We start from the raw sequence: 16084 nt of genomic DNA on the forward strand, positions 1-16084 counted from the left end.
GAGCTGATACGTGAAGAGCCGCCGGTTCCCCCTGACCGAGGGGAGCCGGCGGCTCTTTGCTATCTGCAGTTTATTCCGCACGGGAGAGCTAGGCTGTAAGCCCTGCAGCTCTTAGGAGTGGCGGCGCGAGCGCAGAACGCTCAAACCCAGACCCGCACAAATCGCGGCAACGCCAATGCCAACAATCATGCCAACGCTGGATGCGCCGGTGTTCGCCAGGGTAGCCTTCTTGGGGCTGCTCTCCTGAGCCAGATGATCCTTAGCGGGGCTGTCCTTTGCCGGGCCGTCCTTAGCCGGAGTGTCCATAGCCGAGCGGGCGGCGGTCACCGGAGCCTCCTGAGCTGGCTTGCTCTGAGCAGGTTTATTCTTGGGATGCGCCACGGTTGCGTCCTCCAGCTTGTCAGCGTTGGGGGTCTTATCGGCAACCGGTGCTTCCGGCAGCGCAGGAACCGTCGGTGCGTCAGTGGGGTTTACACCGATAGTTGCTTCGGGCAGGGGTGCTACGGTGGGTGCGTCGGTGGGGTTTACGCCAACGGTTGCCTCGGGCAGAGGAGCCACGGTGGGCGCGTCAGTGGGGTTTACGCCAACGGTTGCTTCCGGCAGGGGTGCTACGGTGGGCGCATCGGTCGGGTTTACACCGATAGTTGCTTCGGGCAGGGGCGCCACGGTGGGCGCATCGGTCGGGTTCACACCGATAGTTGCTTCGGGCAGGGGCGCCACGGTGGGCGCATCCGTCGGGTTCACGCCAACGGTTGCTTCCGGCAGGGGCGCCACGGTCGGCGCATCCGTCGGGTTCACGCCAACGGTTGCTTCCGGCAGAGGAGCCACCGTCGGGGCATAGGTCGGAACCGCAGACACCACGGGCTCCTGCGCGAAAAGCTCAAGAGGCTTCTGAGCATCAAACGAACCGTACTCAGCACCCTCAACGCCAGCTGCCATAGTGCCCGCAATGTACTTGTGAGAGGTATTCAGCGTCGCCGCAACATCCGCCGGGACCTTCACCTCCGTCTCAAAAGCACCGTTGTGAATCTGCGAAGCAGGTACGGTCACCTCAGCCACGAAGCGCATACCCGTCTGAGGAAAACGACCGGGAACCCACACGCTCGTATCAGACACCACCACGCGCACACCGTGCGGGGTCGCCTCACCGGTGTAGCCGGTACCACGCACCTTCAACACAGTCTCACCCTTGGTGTTCAGACGCGGCGAATCCACGTGCAGAACCGGTGCGGCGCTATCCTTCACAACGTCCATGCGCAGCACCTGGCCGCCCGAATAATAACCATCAACGGCGATATTAGCGACGAAGCTGTAGTTCTTCGCCGGGTCAATCAGGCTACCGGGAACGTAATGGGTCGCAGTCGCCGTGCCATCCTTGAACGGGCCCGCAACGTGCACCGTCTGAATCGGGTTCAGAAACGGGAAACCCCTATGGTTTGCCTCATGCAAAGCCGGAGAAAAAGCAGTAGTTTTCGCGGGCAGCTTCGTCGCCTTGAACGTAATCTTGTTCAGACGCAGGGCGGTCTTCAGCTCACGGGTATTGGTCTCAACCTTGTAGTTGTAGACCGTAATAACCGGCGGGTTAACCGGATTCGGGGTGTCAGCCGCTGCAACAGAAGGCAGAGCGCACAAGCTCAAGGATGCGGCAAGAAGAACAGAAGCGCCGGCGCTACCGTAGCGGCGGGCACGAGAAGAGTTAGCCATCATGAAGTTCCTTCTACATGGGTGATTGAGTGATCCGCACTCTTCCTGTATCGCGCCAAGTCGAGTGCGTATACGGTACCGCGACATCGCGGTTAATTACACCGTAACACGCACCTAAACGCATGAACCGGACATAAGATAACTCGCCGAAATATTACATAAAACCAACGCCTGCAGGGCGCACAATAGGGCGGATGAATAAGACAAACACGCACAGCGCCGGGTAGAGGATACAGAAATGCTAGGGTAGAAAGATGCCCACGCAGAAGAACCCGCAGAACCGAGTAGAAGCAGCCCAGCCCGCCGAACACAGCGCTACTGAGCACAGTGCTACTGAGCACAGCGCCATCGACAGCGTGCACCGCGTCGTCAACGTGTGCGCCGTAGCCATCCGCGACGAGCGGGGGTACGTGCTGACCGTACGCAAGAAGAGTAGCGACGGGTTCATGATGCCCGGCGGCAAACCCGAACCGGGGGAGAGCCCCGTGCAGACCGCCTGCCGCGAGGTGAGCGAAGAAATCGGCCTGACCCCCGACTCCGCCCGGATGCACTACCTCGGCACCCTGGAGGCCGCCGCGCTCAACGAGTCCGGCTTTACGGTGCGCGCCGAAACCTTCGAGTACGCCCCCACCGACGAGCAGTACGAGCAGCTGGCTACGCTGGTGCCGCAGGCCGAAATTGCCGAGCTGCGCTGGGTCGATCCCGCCATGGCCCGCCCTTCAGATATCGCCGCGCAGGCACCGCTGAATACCGAGCAGATTTTCCCGCTGCTGGCGGCCACTCCGGTTCCGCGGGGCTAGCATATCGGCGGACCCGGCGGCCTAGAGCCCCCGTTTTATCCACAGGGCTACCCTGCACACATGAGGTACACAGGTACGTCCGGTACCCTCAACAACAGACAACCCATAGAAGGCGGGGCGCAACGCCGCGCACCCGCTGCACAACCCAAGGAGAACCATGAAGAAGACTGACTACAACCTCGCCGTCTACTGCGGCGCACGCTCCGGCAACGACCCGCTCTTCACCGAGCGCGCCCGCGAGCTCGGCACCCTCTGCGCTCGGAACAATATTGGCGTGGTCTACGGCGGCGGCCGCACCGGCCTGATGGGCACCGTCGCGGGCGCGACCCTGGATGCCGGCGGCGTGGTCTACGGCGTGGTCACCCACAAGCTGGTCGGTCTGGAGGGCGTCTACCCCGGCCAGACCACCCTCGACATTGTGGACACCATGCACCAGCGCAAAATCGCCATGATCGAGAAGGCCGACGCTTTCGTCGCCATGCCCGGCGGCCCCGGCACCCTGGAAGAGTTCTTCGAGGTGTTCAGCTGGCAGTTCCTCGACATCCACTCCAAGCCGGTTGCGTTGCTGAACGTGAGCGGCTACTGGGATAAGCTCATCGACGCGATGCACTACATGGCCTCCACCGGCCTGCTGAACGAGCGCTACCTGGACGAACTCATTATCGCGACCACTCCCGAGGAGCTGCTGGATGCGCTCGCCAAGGACCTGGAGCGCCGCGCCGCCACAAAGACCAACGCAGAAAGCTAAACTGCCATGGCCAATACCCTGCTACTGACCTACTTCGGACCGTTCCCCGGCGTGCCCGTCAACCCCACCGTGGCGCTCGCGGAAGGCGCCGTGCGGGCGCTGAATACCGCCCGCCCGGACCTGCGCGTCGTGGCCCGCGAGCTGCCCGTCAGCTACGACGGATCCAGCGCCGCACTGCGCGCCGCCCTGCAGGAGGTGCAGCCCGATGCGCTCATCAGCTTGGGCGTGGCGGTCGGCCGCGATGTGGTGAGCCTCGAGCAGGTCGCCATCAATCTGGACTCCGCGGGCATTGAGGATAACGACGGCGACCGACGCTGCGACGAGCCGATTGTTCCGGACGGCCGGGAGGCGTACTTCTCCTCCCTGCCGGTACGCGCCAGCTTTGAGCGCCTGCGCGCGGCGGGGGAACCCGTCGAGATCTCGTACACCGCCGGAACCTACGTGTGCAACCACGTGTTCTACGAGGGCCAGCGCATCAGTCGCGAACTGGGGCTGAGTATCCCCGCCGGATTCGTGCACGTGCCCGCAATCTGTGCTGATGGTGAAGAGGATGCCGACGGTGAAGAGGCGACCGAGGGTGTGGAGCTGACCGCCCACCGCGACGCCGGTGGCGTGGTTCGCGACGAGCAGGGCGTGCCGTACCTGCCCGAGTCCACCGTGGTGCGCATTATCGCCGAGATTGCCTCGGACACCCTGCCCGCGGTGGACTAGCAACACGGTATTGAGCTAGAAGATACAACAAAACCGCCGGATAGCCTCCCGACGTGGGAGCCTATCCGGCGGTTTGTGCATCTTACGCCCGCAGGTTATAAAACCCTCGAGCGTAAGTTTGAGCTACTACTTGGTGCGGTTCTTCAGGTAGTAGTCGATCAGCGAAGCGGTCGAAGAATCCTGACGCTCCAGAACCTCGCGGTCACCCTCGATAGCGGGAACCAGGTCCAGGGCCAGCTTCTTGCCCAGCTCAACACCCCACTGGTCGAAGGAATCGATGCCCCACACAACACCCTGAACGAAGGTGATGTGCTCGTACAGGGCAATCAGGGAGCCCAGAACACGCGGGGTCAGGCGCGGCGCCATGATGGAGGTGGAGGGGCGGTTACCGCTGAAGATACGTGCATTGACCACGTGCTCTGCGGTGCCCTCTGCACGAACCTCTTCCTCGGTCTTACCGAATGCGAGAGCCTGAGACTGCGCGAAGAAGTTAGCCAGGAACAGCTCGTGAACGTCCTGCTCGCCGTCCTTGGTCGGGTGGACCGGGTTAGCGAAGGCCAGGAAGTCCGCGGGAATCAGGCGGGTACCCTGATGGATCAGCTGGTAGAAAGCGTGCTGGCCGTTGGTGCCGGGCTCGCCCCAGAACACTTCACCGGTTGCGTAGTTGACGAAGGAGCCGTCCGCGCGAACGGACTTGCCGTTGGACTCCATGGTCAGCTGCTGCAGGTATGCGGGGAAGCGGTGCAGGTACTGGTCATAGGGCAGAACTGCGTGGGTCTCAGCACCCAGGAAGTTCACGTTCCAGATGTTCAGCAGACCCATCAGAACGGGCACGTTCTGAGCCAGGGGAGCGGTGCGGAAGTGCTCATCCATTGCGTGGAAGCCTGCGAGGAATTCAGCAAAAACCTTCGGGCCGAAAACGATAGCCAGGGAGGTGCCGATAGCGGAGTCTACGGAGTAGCGGCCGCCAACCCAGTCCCAGAAGCCGAAAGCGTTCTCGGGGTCGATGCCGAATGCGGCAACCTTATCGAGCGCGGTGGAGACAGCCACGAAGTGCTTAGCCACAGCCTCGGAAGCTTCCTTACCTTCCAGCGCGCCAGCCTCAGCCAGTGCGGAAAGCAGCCACTCGCGTGCCACACGCGCGTTGGTCAGGGTCTCCAGGGTGCCGAAGGTCTTGGAGGCGACGATGAACAGGGTGGTCTCGGGGTCCAGGTCGGAGACCTTCTCGGCCACGTCGGTCGGGTCAATGTTGGAGATGAAGCGGGCGGTGATGCCTGCGTCTGCGTAGGGCTTGAGAGCCTCGTACACCATGACCGGGCCCAGGTCGGAGCCACCGATACCGATGTTCACCACGGTCTCGATGCGCTTGCCGGTCACGCCGGTCCACTCGCCGTTGCGCACACGATCGGCGAAGGCGTAAATCTTCTTCAGTACGGCGTGCACGTCTGCGTCTACGTCCTGGCCGTCGACGGTCAGGGCGGGGGAGTAGCCCTCGGGGCGGCGCAGGGCGGTGTGCAGCACGGCGCGGTCCTCGGTGACGTTAATGTGCTTACCGGAGAACATGGCCTCGCGAGCCTGCTCCAGCTTGACCTCTTCGGCGAGCTTGAGCAGCAGCTCAAGGGTTTCGGAGGTAATCAGGTTCTTGGACAGGTCGACGTGCAGTTCGTCGGCGGTGAAGCTGAGCTTCTGCGCGCGTTCCGGGTCAGCGGCAAACCACTCGCGCAGGTTCGGGGTGAGAGCCTTGTGGTGAGCGGACAGAGCCGACCAGGCAGAGGTGGTCGTGGGGTCAATAGAAGTAGTCATGGTTCCATTCTCTTATTTTCGGGTGCCTATGTCACCTCTTTCGAAGGTGATATGGGACGATACGGCGAAAAAAATCGAAACCTGGCACGTCATTGTGGGCCTTGCAGTATCAAGATGTAGAGTAAACCCCATGACTTCTTCACCTGAACACACGCCCGCTGATACTCACGCGCCACGCTACCTGCTCGTTTCTCGCGCAGGAGAAACCCTCCTCACCGCTGACGGAACCGTGCACTACCTGACCGGTCACGATGCTGCCGAGCCGCTGACCGAAGACGCGATCCTTGCGCGCAGCGTAATCCGCCCCGCCGCCTACGGTGCTGACGCCCAGAAGAATAGTGGGGCAGAGGTGCACGTGCTCTACTGCGAGGATGAAACCCTCGCGCAGTTTGCCGCAGAGCTGAGCATCCCCGGTGTACACGTTTCAGATAGCGACTTCCTCTACTACCCGGTCCACGAGGACCCGGAAGGCCGCGCCCACTACGCCACCGCCCTGGCACGCCGCGACTACCTGATCGAGATGCGCTACTCCGCCTACAGCGGCGAGGAGGCGCCCCTCGGCTCGAAGGGAATCCGCCGCACCGCCTCGGGCGAAATGGTGTTTCCCCGTATCGAACCCGCCGTGATGGCGCTGGTGACCAGCCGCGACGGCGAGCGCGTGCTGTTGGCGAATAACCGCCAGTGGCACCCCAACCGCTTCGCCCTCATCGCCGGATTCGTTGACCCTGGCGAAAACCTCGAGGAAGCAATCGCCCGTGAGGTCTATGAGGAAATCGGCTTGCACGCCCTCAGCACCGAGTACCGTGTGAGCGATGTGTGGCCTTTCCCGCGTTCGCTCATGATTTGCTACCGGGTGCGCGTGGATGAGAATGAGACCATCACCCATCATGACGGAGAAATCCGTGCCGCACGCTGGTTCACCGCCGCCGAGCTGCGTGAGGCGATTGCTATTTCGGAGGAGCGCGGCAACAGCAACGAGGACGACCCCGCCAAGCTGGAGCTACCCGGCACGAACGCTGTCGCCCGCCGCATGATTGATGAGTGGCTCGCGGAAAAGCCCTAGTGATACACTGGTAGCTAAGCCCAACGGAGGGGGTCCGTTTTGGCGTGCCCGGAAACGCTCTCACTTTAGAGTGGCTCCGTCGGCAAACGCTCAAACCGGCAAACACCCCCAGATACCTATCTGAAGGTACTGCCCCCGTGACCCCCGCGCCTTCTAGAGCGCACCCGCTGGCAAGACTATCCCCTAGATTTAAGCGAGAAACTTAACGCATGTCTGAAAACACCGCTTCGCGCCCCGACCTTCGCAATGTGGCCATCGTGGCACACGTTGACCACGGCAAGACCACCATCGTCGACGCGATGCTGCAGCAGACCCACGCCTTCTCTGACCACGCAGATGTTGAAGACCGAGTCATGGACTCCGGCGACCTCGAACGCGAAAAGGGCATTACCATTCTGGCGAAGAACACCACTGTGTTCTACAACGGCCCCTCTGCTAACGGCGAGACCATCACCATCAACGTGGTCGACACCCCCGGCCACGCCGACTTCGGTGGCGAGGTGGAGCGCGGCCTGTCCATGGTTGACGGCGTTGTGCTGCTTGTGGACGCCTCCGAGGGCCCGCTGCCCCAGACCCGCTTCGTGCTGCGTAAGGCACTGGCCGCCAAGCTTCCCGTGATCCTCGTGGTCAACAAGGTGGACCGCCCCGACTCCCGTATCGACGAGGTCGTGAGCGAGTCCATGGACCTGCTGCTGGGCCTGGCCTCCGACCTGGCCGAGGAGGTCCCCGACCTGGACCTGGACGCCGTGCTGAACGTTCCGGTCGTGTACGCCTCCGGTAAGGCCGGCGCCGCCTCCCTGAACCAGCCCGCTGACGGCCAGCTGCCCGACAACGACGATCTCGAGCCGCTGTTCAAGACCATCATCGAGCACGTGCCCGCCCCCACCTACGACCCCAACGAGGTTCTGCAGGCACACGTGACCAACCTGGACTCCTCCCCGTTCCTGGGCCGTCTGGCACTGGTCCGTATCTTCAACGGCACCCTGAAGAAGGGCCAGACCGTCGCCTGGGCACGCCACGACGGCGAGATCAAGAACGTCCGTATCTCCGAGCTGCTGGCCACCAAGGCGCTGGACCGCGTTCCCGCCGAGTCCGCCGGCCCCGGCGAGATTGTCGCGGTTGCGGGTATCGAGGACATCACCATCGGTGAGACCCTGACCGACGCCGAGAACCCCAAGCCCCTGCCGCTAATCAAGGTGGACGACCCCGCGATCTCCATGACCATCGGTATCAACACCTCCCCGCTGGCCGGCCGCGTCAAGGGCGCAAAGGTCACCGCGCGTCAGGTGAAGGACCGCCTGGACCGCGAGCTCATCGGTAACGTGTCCATCAAGGTTCTGCCCACCCAGCGTCCGGATGCCTGGGAGGTTCAGGGCCGTGGCGAGCTCGCCCTGGCAATCCTTGTGGAGCAGATGCGCCGCGAGGGCTTCGAGCTGACCGTGGGTAAGCCCCAGGTGGTCACCAAGACCATCGACGGCAAGGTGTATGAGCCCATGGAGCACATGATTATTGACGTGCCCGAGGAGTACCTGGGCGCCGTCACCCAGCTGATGGCATCTCGTAAGGGCCGCATGGAGAACATGGCAAACCACGGTACCGGTTGGGTCCGTATGGAGTTCGCCGTTCCCGCCCGTGGCCTGATCGGCTTCCGCACCCAGTTCCTGACCGAGACCCGCGGTGCCGGCATTTCCTCCTCGTACTCGATTGAACCCGAGCCCTGGGCCGGCGAGATTGAGTACCGCACCAACGGTTCGCTGATTGCTGACCGCGCCGGCGTGGTGACCCCCTACGCGATGATCAACCTGCAGGAGCGCGGCACCTTCTTCGTGGAGCCCACCTCCGAGGTGTACGAGGGCATGATCGTGGGTATGAACTCCCGTGCCGACGACATGGAAGTGAACATCACCAAGGAAAAGAAGCTGACCAACATGCGTTCTTCGACCGCGGACAACTTCGAAAATCTGACCCCGCCGAAGAAGCTGACCCTCGAGGAGTCCCTCGAATTCGCCCGCGAGGACGAGTGCGTTGAGGTGACCCCCGAGGCCATCCGTATCCGCAAGGTCATCCTTGACTCCAACGAGCGTGTGCGCGAGTTCCGCCGCCGCGCCCGCGCCAACTAATTGCGCTGACGATACGACCATCGGGCCGTAGCGTTTCGAAGAGCCGCCGCCACCTTCCGGAAGGAAGAGGGCGGCGGCTCGGCGTATTCGGGCAGGTCGGGGAGCGAAACCGGGACCGCTCAATACTGAGGTGAGCCTACCCCCGCCGCCGTGTAAGATAAGACCGTGTGCTGAGACAGCGTGCACCCCCGCAGACGCCCTGCGCGCGGGGTGAGGCGTGAGCCCCAGAGGCACATCCCAGTCCGTGCGTTATGAGAGGGAATTCCCGTGTCCGCATCCGACAACAGCCCGCAGGAAGCCGAGCAGCAGAAGCCGCAGGAAGCCGCGACCCCCAGTTACCCCACGCAGGGTGAGCGCATCGCATCCGGGGCCAAGCGCGACCTGCTGCCCACAAACTACGATTCGGAGCAGGCGCGCATCCTCTTCGTGCATGCGCACCCCGACGACGAGACCTCCTCGACCGGCGCGACGATGGCCCACTACGCCCAGAAGGGCGCCGAGGTGTACCTCATCACCGCAACCCGCGGTGAGCTGGGCGAGGTCATCCCGCAGCAGCTACAGCACCTGGAGGTCGGTAAGCCCGGATGCACCGACAACGGCGAAGCGCTGGGGGAGTACCGCGTGGGCGAGCTGAACGGTGCTCTCGAGGCTCTGGGCGTGCACCGCCACCTCTTCCTCGGTCAGGAGCCGGCCACCGCCGAGGGCGTGCCGGCCCTCTACCGCGACTCCGGCATGGCCTGGGGCCCGAACGGTAAGCCCATCGCCAACCCCGTCTCGAGCGATGCCTCGCTGACCGCCCAGCCCCTCGAACCGCAGGCGCAGGCCCTGGTCGCCGCAATTCACGAGATCCAGCCGGATGTGCTGGTCACCTACGACGCCGACGGCGGCTACGGTCATCCCGACCACGTGCGCGTGCACCAAATCGTGAAGCGTGCCCTGGAGATTCTGGGGGATGACGAGGACCGACCGCTGCTTACCTGGGGCATTGAGGGCGAGTACAACCCCGAGGACACCCGCGTGCAGGCCGCTATCTTTGGCGACGGCACCGCCAAGCGAAAGGCTATGGAGGCGCACCGCACCCAGATTACGGTGCTGGACGATAAGACCTTCGAGTACTCGAATAAGGTGCCGCAGAAGATTTCTGCCGTTGAGACCTACCGCGTGCTCGACGGCGACCCCACCCGCACGGTCAACCCGAAGCCGCAGGAGGCGGGGCTCGTCTCCACGGTGCTGACCGGCGTGATTCTGGGCACCGTGGCGGCCGTCGCCGGTTCCATCTACCACGCTTGGGTTGTGTACGCAGGCGATGTTGCCCTGCCCGTGGGCTTGCTTATCGCCTACCTGACGATTTTCTTCGCCTCCCTGTGGAGCGCGCTCGCCCTGCGCCGCGGCATGACGGCGGCCATCGTGGGCGGCGTGGCCTTCGTGACCGTGTACTGGCTGGCCTACGGCCGCCCGGATTCGCCCTTCGTGCTCGTGAACCCGGGGCACTCGGCCATCGGCCTGTACGGTGCGCTGTGGTGGTTCGGCGCGCCGGTGGCGGCGATGCTGGGTATGTTCGCGTACACGCGCAACCGGGTGAAGGATGCGCGCTACTTCTCGGCCCGTTCGGCGCATCAGCGTGCGCGTGCCAAGGCCGAGGGCCGGGATAAATAGCGAAGAAAAAGTATGCGTTATTGCGTGTTTTTCCTCGGTGGGAAAAAGGTTGTGCCCACCCACAAATTAATGTGACGAAGATTTCATTTATATAATTTGGGTATTTTTATAATTCACTGACTAGGTGAAATAATGAACGGCGGCAGGGCAGGCTTGCCTAAAAAATAGGCCCCCGCCCGCCGCCGTTCGCTGTCTAATACACCACGAAAATACGATAAAACACCGAGCGCGCGATAGACTATACAAAGACTTCCCCGCCGAGCACCACACGCTCGGCGGTTTACTCTGCAGACCCTGCCCTGGAGAAGGCGACCCGCAGACCGGCGGGCACAGGGCGCACAGCATCGAGAAAGGCACCGACCCATGACCTACGTTATCGCGCTTCCCTGCGTGGACGTCAAAGACCGCGCCTGCGTTGAAGAATGCCCCGTGGACTGCATCTACGAAGGTGACCGCACCCTGTACATCCACCCCGACGAGTGCGTGGACTGCGGCGCCTGCGAGCCCGTCTGCCCCGTCGAGGCCATCTACTACGAAGACGACGTTCCCGAAGAGTGGAGCGAATACGTGAGCGCCAACGCCGACTTCTTCGACGACCTGGGTTCCCCCGGTGGCGCCGCAAAGCTCGGCCCCACCGGCAAGGACGTGCCTTTCATCGCGGCACTGCCCCCGCAGAGCAACTAGCCCCATACCTGAAGCATCCGCGCCCGCAGAGTAATTGCGCGAGTGACCGGATGCACGAGCCCCCACCCCGGCCGATGCGCACCGCACGCGGTGTGCCCCTGGACAAACTGTCTAGGCGCTGGGATGGGGGCTCTTCCTCTAGTCAGCCCCGAAGCCCGGGCGATAGACTGAAGTGACGAAAAATCCCCAAGCGACCAGGTGACACAATGACTTACGGCCTGAACCTGCCCGAATACCCCTGGGAGGCGCTCGCCCCCTACCGCGCCACCGCCGCGGCTCACCCCGGCGGCCCGGTGGACCTGTCCATCGGCACCCCCGTGGACCCCACCCCCGAGCTCATCCGCAACGCGCTCGCCGAGGCATCCGACGCCCACGGCTACCCGACCACCCACGGCACCCCCGCCCTGCGCGAGGCCATCGCCGAATGGTTTGAGCGCCGCCGCGGCGTGAAGGGCCTGGACCCGCAGGCCATCATGCCCACGATCGGCTCGAAGGAGCTCGTAGCCTGGCTGCCCTTCCTGCTGGGCCTGGGCCCCGGCGACGTGGTCGTGTACCCGCGCATCGCCTACCCCACCTACGATATGGGTGCCCGCTTCGCCCGCGCCGAATCCGTGCCCGCCGACAGCCTGGGCGAGCTGGACGCCGACACCCGCAGCCGCGTGAAGCTGATCTGGGTGAACTCCCCGGCCAACCCGAACGGCACGGTCCGCACCGTGGAGCAGCTGCGCGAAATCGTCGCGCAGGCCCGCGAAATCGGTGCCGTGGTGGCCTCTGACGAGTGCTACGCGGAGCTCGGCTGGGGCGCCTGGGACGAGGCCCGCGGCGGTAAGCCTGTGCCCTCCATCCTGGATTCGCGAGTGTGCGACGGCGACTTCACCGGCCTGCTGGCCGTCTACTCGCTGTCCAAGCAGTCGAACCTGGCCGGCTACCGCGCCGCCTTCGTGGCCGGCGCCCCCGAGCTCATGCCGAACATTATCAACAGCCGCAAGCACGCCGGCATGATCGTGCCCGCGCCCGTGCAGGCCGCCATGATTGCCGCCCTGGGCGATGAGGCGCACGTTGCGGCGCAGAAGGACCGCTACCGTGCCCGCCGCGAGGTGCTGGAGGACGCCATAACCGCCGCCGGCGGACGCATCGAGGGCTCCGAGGCGGGCCTGTACCTGTGGACCACCTTCGGCGAGTCCACCTGGGACTCCATCGGCCGCCTGGCCGAGCTGGGCATCATTGCCGGACCCGGCGTGTTCTACGGCGAGGACGGCGAGGGCTACGTGCGCATCGCCCTGACCGCCTCCGACGAGGCCGTGGCCAAGGCCGCCGAGCGTCTGAAGGCCTCCGCGGCTAAGTAGACTGGCCGGCCCATCCGCGCGGCGTTACCGAGCCTCTCGCCGGGGACCTAACCTGCATAGCAGAGAAGCCCCCGCACCCTCCCGAAAGGGGAGTGCGGGGGCTTTGCTGTACCTCGGCCGTGCCTACTTGCGGTCGCCGGGGAGCACGAACATCTGAACGGTCGGCGGGTTCGGGTTATCCAGAGCGTCCGGAATCAGGTTTCGGGTCACCTTCGCGGAGGTGCGCGACGCCAGCTTGTCCGTAATGCCGGTTGCTACAGCCGTCAGCACGAAGTTCACCGTCACGAAGAGTGCCGCCGCCAGAATCAGGGTCTGCAGTACGTTGCCGTCACCGGAACCGATGCGGCGCGCCGAGGCGAGCAGCTCCGGGTAGGAGATGATGTAACCCAGGGCGGTATCCTTCAGAATCACCACGAACTGGCTGAGCATCGAGGGCATCATTGCGGTGAACGCCTGCGGAAGCAGGATCCGAATCAGCGTTTGGGTCGGGGTCAGACCAATCGCAAGACCCGCCTCGCCCTGACCGCGAGGAAGCTGCTTCACGCCCGAGCGCAGCAGCTCAGCAATCACCGAACCGTTGTACAGGGTCAGACCAATGACCACGGCGATGAAGGGCAGCTGAGCAGGCGGAAGACCGCTGTACTTGCCCAAGAACAGCCAGAAGAAGATCATCATGATCAGCACGGGCACGGCGCGGAAGAACTCCACGACCACGGTGCCGAACCAGCGGATAACGCGGTACTGGGAGAGTCGAGCAATACCGAAGACCACACCGAACGCAACCGAGGTAACCACCGAAACCGCTGCCGCCGACAGGGTCGAGGCGAGGCCCGGCAGGTAGTAGGAGCTCCAGGCGCGGGCGGTGAACAGATCAGTCCACTTCTCCGGCTCCATCTGGCCCTTCTCACCCATCACGGTCAGCACATACACCGCAAATAGCGCGAAAAGGACTACCGCAGCAATGTTGAAGATGCGGATACGACGCTGCGCAATAGGACCCGGCTCATCGAAAAGCACCGAAGAAGCGGCGCGGGTGTCATTACTGATAAAAGGGTTTTTCATCGCTTCACCGCCAGCTTACGGGATGACCAGGTGGTCAACGCACCAATGGGAACAACAATGATGACGAAGCCCATCGCAAACATGATGAAGATAGCGAGCACCATGTTCGCGTCGAACTCAATCATGGATTTCATCAGCCCGGAGGCCTCAGCCACCGACGCGACCGAGGCGACAGTGCTGTTCTTCGTCAACGCAATCAGAGTATTGCCGAGCGGGGTAATGGCACCGCGTAGAGCCTGAGGGAAAATCACCAGGCGGGCGGTGTCGAAGAAACCCAGACCGATAGCGCGTGCCGCCTCAGCCTGACCCTTCGGCACGGTGTTCACACCCGAACGGATCGCCTCGCAGATAAACGCTGAATGGTAAATCGACAGGGCAATGACCGCGTACACGAAGAAGTTCGTGTCGAAATCGTGTGAGAAGGAGAGCTGGAACTGCGTCCACACACCCAAAATGGCGAAAGTCATCATGATGGTGAGCGGAGTATTACGGACAGTATGCACGTAGGCGGTGCCCACCCATCGCAGGGACGGGACGGGGCTGATGCGCATGAGCGCCAGCACGGTACCGAGAACGAACGAGCCAATGGCCGCCCAGAAGGTCAGCTCAATATTGGTCATGAAGGCGCCGACCACATCGTACTTGGACAGGAGGGTGCCGAGTTGGTCAAAGAATGACATTCGTGAACCTCTCTAGAGGCCTAGGCGCAGGAGGTGCCCAGGTGCGGCGGGTTGGTTTCGGTGTTGTAGTGGTAGCCTGTGCCTTCGGTGTACTTGGTGATGAGCTTCTCCCAGGTACCGTCGGCAACCATCTCGTTGATGGCGTTGTTCACGGCTTCGCACTTGTCGGTGCCCTTGGGCAGGCCCACGCCGTAGCGTTCGGTCGTGAAGGGGGAGCCGACCACTTTCAGCTTGCCCTTGTTCGCTTTGGTGGCTGCCAGACCGGCGAGGGTTATGTCGTCGGTGGTGACGGCGTCCACCACGCCGCCGTTGAGGGCGACCACGCAGTCGGAGTAGCTATTCTGCTTGACCAGGTTCACGTTCTTGGCGAACTTGTCCTGGACCTTCTTGGCGCTGGTGGAGCCGGTCACGGAGCAGAGGTTCTTGCCGTTGAGGTCGTCGGGGCCGTGAATATCGGTGTTATCGGCACGCACGAGCAGGTCCTGGCCCGCGGTGTAGTAGGGGCCGGCGAAGTCCACGGTCTTCTTACGGCTATCAGAGATAGAGTAGGTCGCAAAGATCATGTCTACCTGACCGGTATTGAGCATGTTTTCGCGGTTAGCGGCGGGGGATTCGACGAACTCAATCTGCTCTTCGGAGTAGCCGAGCTTACCGGCGACGTAGCGCGCCACCTCCACGTCGAAACCGGTGTAGGTGTTGCCGTCCTGGTAACCGAGGCCGGGCTGGTCTACTTTGATGCCGATGCGGATCTTGTGGTCGCTTTCTGCGCTGGAGCATCCGGCGAGGACGCCGGTCAGAGCGAGGGATGCTGCTGCGGCGAGTGCCGCGAGCTTGCGTGAATATTTTTGCATGTTGGTCCCTCTGCTTTAGTGGTTGATGATCTTGGAGAGGAAGTCCTTGGCGCGGTCGCTCTTCGGGTTGGTGAAGAACTCGTCCGGGTGCGCCTCTTCGACGATCTCGCCGTCGGCCAGGAAGACGATGCGGTCTGCTGCCTTGCGGGCAAAACCCATTTCGTGGGTCACCACGATCATGGTCATACCCTCCCTCGCGAGGGAGACCATGGTGTCGAGCACCTCGTTGACCATTTCGGGGTCGAGCGCGCTGGTGGGTTCGTCGAAGAGCATGACCTTAGGTCTCATGGCGAGTGCGCGGGCGATGGCGACGCGCTGCTGCTGACCGCCGGAAAGCTCTGCGGGCATCTTGTGCACCTGGGAATCCACGCCGACCTTTGCGAGTAGCTTCATGGCCTCCGCTTCTGCCTCCGACTTGGAGATCTTGCGGATTCGGCGGGGTCCAAGGGTTACGTTATCGAGGATGTTCTTGTGCGCGAAGAGGTTGTAGGACTGGAAGACCATGCCGACTTCCGCGCGGAGCTTGGCGAGGGCTCGGCCTTCTTCGGGTAGTTCTTGTCCGTCAATGGTGATGGATCCGCTGGTGATAGTTTCGAGGCGGTTGATGGTTCGGCAGAGGGTGGATTTGCCGGATCCGGAGGGGCCGAGGAGGACGACGACCTCACCTTTTCCCACGGAAAGATTGATGTTCTTCAGAACGTGGTTGGTGCCGTAGTACTTGTTGACGTTGGCGATTTCGATGAGGTTTTTCTGCGCTTCGGGAGCTGCCTGTGCGGACATGATGAACCCTTTCACGTGAGGTGCGTCTATGATGCGGGTTGTCTGTATGCTGAGTTTTCAGCTTACGCCTCATGCG

General features: G+C 63.0%; 14 protein-coding genes. 8 read left to right on the top strand and 6 right to left on the bottom strand.

What is annotated here, in order from left to right; all coding sequences use genetic code 11:
• Positions 1-111: 111 nt before the first annotated feature.
• Positions 112-1707: a hypothetical protein gene (locus ADJ95_RS02000; protein ID WP_049332062.1), complete on the bottom strand. Its 1596-nt coding sequence runs from the start codon at positions 1705-1707 to the stop codon at positions 112-114.
• A gap of 251 nt (positions 1708-1958) precedes the next feature.
• Here ADJ95_RS02000 and ADJ95_RS02005 point away from each other — a divergent pair, with 251 nt between their 5' ends.
• The 3 genes from ADJ95_RS02005 to ADJ95_RS02015 all read left to right on the top strand — a co-directional run bounded on the left by ADJ95_RS02005 (position 1959) and on the right by ADJ95_RS02015 (position 3963).
• On the top strand, positions 1959-2504 hold the full coding sequence (locus ADJ95_RS02005) for an NUDIX hydrolase (RefSeq protein ID WP_080974918.1): 546 nt from the start codon (positions 1959-1961) through the stop codon (positions 2502-2504).
• Positions 2505-2661: 157 nt separating this feature from the next.
• On the top strand, positions 2662-3252 hold the full coding sequence (locus ADJ95_RS02010) for a TIGR00730 family Rossman fold protein (protein ID WP_049332063.1): 591 nt from the start codon (positions 2662-2664) through the stop codon (positions 3250-3252).
• Between the two features lie 6 nt (positions 3253-3258).
• Positions 3259-3963, top strand: a complete 705-nt coding sequence (locus tag ADJ95_RS02015) for a peptidase C15 (protein WP_049332065.1) — start codon at positions 3259-3261, stop codon at positions 3961-3963.
• Between the two features lie 126 nt (positions 3964-4089).
• On the opposite strand, the gene pgi is transcribed toward ADJ95_RS02015, so the two are convergent.
• Positions 4090-5766 (bottom strand): glucose-6-phosphate isomerase, encoded by a 1677-nt coding sequence (gene pgi, locus ADJ95_RS02020; RefSeq protein WP_049332067.1) that lies wholly within the window; start codon positions 5764-5766, stop codon positions 4090-4092.
• A gap of 130 nt (positions 5767-5896) precedes the next feature.
• Here pgi and ADJ95_RS02025 point away from each other — a divergent pair, with 130 nt between their 5' ends.
• From ADJ95_RS02025 to dapC, 5 genes are all read left to right on the top strand, one after another.
• Positions 5897-6829 carry an NAD(+) diphosphatase gene (locus ADJ95_RS02025; RefSeq protein ID WP_049332069.1) on the top strand — a complete coding sequence of 311 codons (933 nt, stop codon included), beginning with the start codon at positions 5897-5899 and terminating at the stop codon, positions 6827-6829.
• 209 nt (positions 6830-7038) lie between these two features.
• Positions 7039-8949, top strand: a complete 1911-nt coding sequence (typA, locus tag ADJ95_RS02030) for a translational GTPase TypA (RefSeq protein WP_049332070.1) — start codon at positions 7039-7041, stop codon at positions 8947-8949.
• 267 nt (positions 8950-9216) lie between these two features.
• Positions 9217-10605, top strand: coding sequence for a PIG-L family deacetylase (locus ADJ95_RS02035; protein ID WP_049332072.1), 1389 nt, complete (start codon positions 9217-9219; stop codon positions 10603-10605).
• Between the two features lie 363 nt (positions 10606-10968).
• On the top strand, positions 10969-11289 hold the full coding sequence (fdxA, locus tag ADJ95_RS02040; protein WP_049332074.1) for a ferredoxin: 321 nt from the start codon (positions 10969-10971) through the stop codon (positions 11287-11289).
• A 206-nt stretch (positions 11290-11495) separates the two neighbouring features.
• Positions 11496-12635 carry a succinyldiaminopimelate transaminase gene (gene dapC / locus ADJ95_RS02045; RefSeq protein WP_049332076.1) on the top strand — a complete coding sequence of 380 codons (1140 nt, stop codon included), beginning with the start codon at positions 11496-11498 and terminating at the stop codon, positions 12633-12635.
• A 123-nt stretch (positions 12636-12758) separates the two neighbouring features.
• Here the strand turns inward: dapC and ADJ95_RS02050 are convergent, their stop codons facing one another.
• From ADJ95_RS02050 to ADJ95_RS02065, 4 genes are read right to left on the bottom strand one after another with little or no spacing between them, the layout of a single operon-like run.
• Entirely contained in the window at positions 12759-13697 is a 939-nt protein-coding gene (locus ADJ95_RS02050) for an amino acid ABC transporter permease (RefSeq protein WP_049332078.1), read from the bottom strand.
• Positions 13694-14377 (bottom strand): amino acid ABC transporter permease, encoded by a 684-nt coding sequence (locus ADJ95_RS02055; RefSeq protein WP_049332080.1) that lies wholly within the window; start codon positions 14375-14377, stop codon positions 13694-13696. Before ADJ95_RS02055 ends, ADJ95_RS02050 begins: the two co-directional genes overlap by 4 nt.
• A gap of 20 nt (positions 14378-14397) precedes the next feature.
• Complete coding sequence (locus tag ADJ95_RS02060) at positions 14398-15228, bottom strand: glutamate ABC transporter substrate-binding protein (protein ID WP_049332082.1); 831 nt, start codon at positions 15226-15228, stop codon at positions 14398-14400.
• A gap of 15 nt (positions 15229-15243) precedes the next feature.
• Positions 15244-16008, bottom strand: a complete 765-nt coding sequence (locus ADJ95_RS02065; protein ID WP_049332084.1) for an amino acid ABC transporter ATP-binding protein — start codon at positions 16006-16008, stop codon at positions 15244-15246.
• Positions 16009-16084: the final 76 nt, after the last annotated feature.

This window comes from Rothia mucilaginosa, from assembly GCF_001061665.1.
Taxonomy (GTDB): domain Bacteria; phylum Actinomycetota; class Actinomycetes; order Actinomycetales; family Micrococcaceae; genus Rothia; species Rothia mucilaginosa_A.

What these genes read in the sequence shown, in the direction of transcription:
- ADJ95_RS02000 (WP_049332062.1), bottom strand. Translation starts at nt 1,707, where the DNA reads ATGATGGCTAACTCTTCTCGTGCCCGCCGCTACGGTAGCGCCGGCGCT.
- ADJ95_RS02005 (WP_080974918.1), top strand. Translation starts at nt 1,959, where the DNA reads ATGCCCACGCAGAAGAACCCGCAGAACCGAGTAGAAGCAGCCCAGCCC.
- ADJ95_RS02010 (WP_049332063.1), top strand. Translation starts at nt 2,662, where the DNA reads ATGAAGAAGACTGACTACAACCTCGCCGTCTACTGCGGCGCACGCTCC.
- ADJ95_RS02015 (WP_049332065.1), top strand. Translation starts at nt 3,259, where the DNA reads ATGGCCAATACCCTGCTACTGACCTACTTCGGACCGTTCCCCGGCGTG.
- pgi (WP_049332067.1), bottom strand. Translation starts at nt 5,766, where the DNA reads ATGACTACTTCTATTGACCCCACGACCACCTCTGCCTGGTCGGCTCTG.
- ADJ95_RS02025 (WP_049332069.1), top strand. Translation starts at nt 5,897, where the DNA reads ATGACTTCTTCACCTGAACACACGCCCGCTGATACTCACGCGCCACGC.
- typA (WP_049332070.1), top strand. Translation starts at nt 7,039, where the DNA reads ATGTCTGAAAACACCGCTTCGCGCCCCGACCTTCGCAATGTGGCCATC.
- fdxA (WP_049332074.1), top strand. Translation starts at nt 10,969, where the DNA reads ATGACCTACGTTATCGCGCTTCCCTGCGTGGACGTCAAAGACCGCGCC.
- dapC (WP_049332076.1), top strand. Translation starts at nt 11,496, where the DNA reads ATGACTTACGGCCTGAACCTGCCCGAATACCCCTGGGAGGCGCTCGCC.
- ADJ95_RS02050 (WP_049332078.1), bottom strand. Translation starts at nt 13,697, where the DNA reads ATGAAAAACCCTTTTATCAGTAATGACACCCGCGCCGCTTCTTCGGTG.
- ADJ95_RS02055 (WP_049332080.1), bottom strand. Translation starts at nt 14,377, where the DNA reads ATGTCATTCTTTGACCAACTCGGCACCCTCCTGTCCAAGTACGATGTG.
- ADJ95_RS02060 (WP_049332082.1), bottom strand. Translation starts at nt 15,228, where the DNA reads ATGCAAAAATATTCACGCAAGCTCGCGGCACTCGCCGCAGCAGCATCC.
- ADJ95_RS02065 (WP_049332084.1), bottom strand. Translation starts at nt 16,008, where the DNA reads ATGTCCGCACAGGCAGCTCCCGAAGCGCAGAAAAACCTCATCGAAATC.